We start from the raw sequence: 2,017 nt of genomic DNA on the forward strand, positions 1-2,017 counted from the left end.
GGGTGGGTCGGTGGGGAGCCCTGGTAGCCAAAGTCCTCGGTCGTTCTCACAATGCCCTTGCCAAAGAACGCCGCCCAAGCACGGTTGACAATCACCCGCGCCGTGAGCGGGTTGTCTTTAGAGACCAGCCAGCGGGCAAACGCCAGCCGATCCGTGCCCCGCACAGGAGGGAGCACTACCGGTGCGCCGACCGTCACTTTCTCCGTGGGCTGGAGAAACTCCCCCCGGTTGTGGATAAACGTGGTGCGCGGGTTGGCTTTGGGGCGCTCGGTAAAGACCAGTGTCGTCGGTGGCTCAGGCAGAGCTTTTCGCAGAGCCTCCAGCTCGGCGCGGGCACTTGCCAGCTCGGGAGCACTACGAACAAACTGCGTCCTTAGCGCGGTGTCATCGTTCTTTGCCAGCGCGTCTTCCAGGCTCGGCAAGAGCGCGAGTTTCCCCGCACGCGAATCCGTGCTTACCGAGAGGCGAAACTTGCCCAGCCCGGCGGCGTAGTACTGCTCAAAGACCATCGAGAGAGCGAGTGTGTCGGTTTCGAGGGGCTTGTCAAACGTAAAGACTGCCACACTGGTCTTACCCTGCGCACCATTGATACTCCAGCCGGTCTGCGGATTGGTATCGAGTGCGTTCTGCGCCGTGCCGACCGTGGAGACGCCTTTAATGAGCTTTCCGACACTGGGGGTAAGCGTACTCAAAAAGAAATCCCCCTGGGGGCCTTCGTAGGCAACGCGCCCGGGGCCGTGCTTGGGCAAGCGATCATCGGGGAGGGCTTCGAGCCGTAGCGCCGTGACGCCTTTCGGCAGGCCCGCAAGCCGGACATCGTAGACATCGCGCTTGGTACTATCGCCGCTCACAAGGACCGTGCCATCGGGCTGGACCGTTAGAAGTGGCAAATTAGAAGTCGCTTTAACGGGCCGCACTACCTCCCAGCGCACCGCTCCCGCTTGCTGGGTCGCCTTCCACGTGGCGAACGCCTGGGCATAGGCCGCTTTCTTGCGCTGCTCGGCGGGAGTCGGATCAGAGTCAGGCTGGACGCCTCCGAGACTCAGGCGGAACTTACCCAGAGTGTGCTGACCGCCATACTCCTGCTTGAGCGTTACGGTCCACTTCTGCGCCGTGGTGGGTTTGTCAAGATGAAAGGTCGCCGTGCGATTCACATTCCAGTTGCCCGCTCCCACAATCGCCCAACCCGTATTTGATTTCCCATCCAGCGCCGCCTGCGCAGAGAAGCCGTCCTGGGCAAAATCATGCTCGCCAAATGCCAGCTTCACGGGCTTGCCGTCCGCTTTGACGGTGATCTCCGTGAGCACAAAGTTGCCATGCGCCGTTCGCCCCGGCCCCGTTCCTCCCAGTGCGGGATCCGTAAGAGCATCGAGACGAATCGCAGAGACAGGTTCCCCGCTCCCTCCCAGGGTGAGCGTGTAGGTATCTTTATCCGGGCTGGGGCCGCTGATAAAGACCGCGCCATCGGGCCGCACTTCGGGCTTTGCGCCCGACGCCACTTTTACGTCCTCAGCGGAGGATACACTCCAGCGTAAGGGCAGTGCAATCGGCCATTTCTCCGCGAGTGTCGTCTCACGCTCCGTGATTATCTTCTCGACCTCGGCGCGTTTCTTGGCCAGCTCAGGCGTGACCACGTCCAGCTCGGGCTCCTCTGTGTTGTCCAAGAAGGCCATTAGCTGGTAGTACTCTTTGTGGGTAATGGGATCGTACTTATGCGTGTGACACTGCGCACACTGGATCGTCAGCCCCAGCCACGTCGCCCCCGTCGTGCCCATACGGTCCACCATGGCGTAGTAGCGGTACTCTAAGGGATCAATGCCACCCTCTTCATTGAGCATCGTATTACGGTGAAAGCCCGTCGCGATCTTGTCGTCCAGAGTTGCATGCGGCAGCAAGTCTCCCGCGAGCTGCTTCACGGTGAACTGGTCAAAGGGCATGTCGGCGTTCAGCGCCTTGATCACCCAGTCCCGCCAGGGCCAGATCACCCGGGGCTTGTCTTTCTCGTAGCCGTTGGTAT

Annotated in this window: 1 protein-coding gene; it reads right to left on the reverse strand. The window is 61.1% G+C overall.

Going from position 1 to position 2,017, the window contains the following annotated elements; genetic code table 11:
* On the reverse strand, positions 1-2,017 hold a 2,017-nt coding region (locus ACH2EH_RS06455), incomplete at both ends, for a DUF1549 domain-containing protein (protein ID WP_395140046.1).

The sequence above is a fragment of the Armatimonas sp. genome (genome assembly GCF_043760365.1).
Lineage (GTDB): Bacteria > Armatimonadota > Armatimonadia > Armatimonadales > Armatimonadaceae > Armatimonas.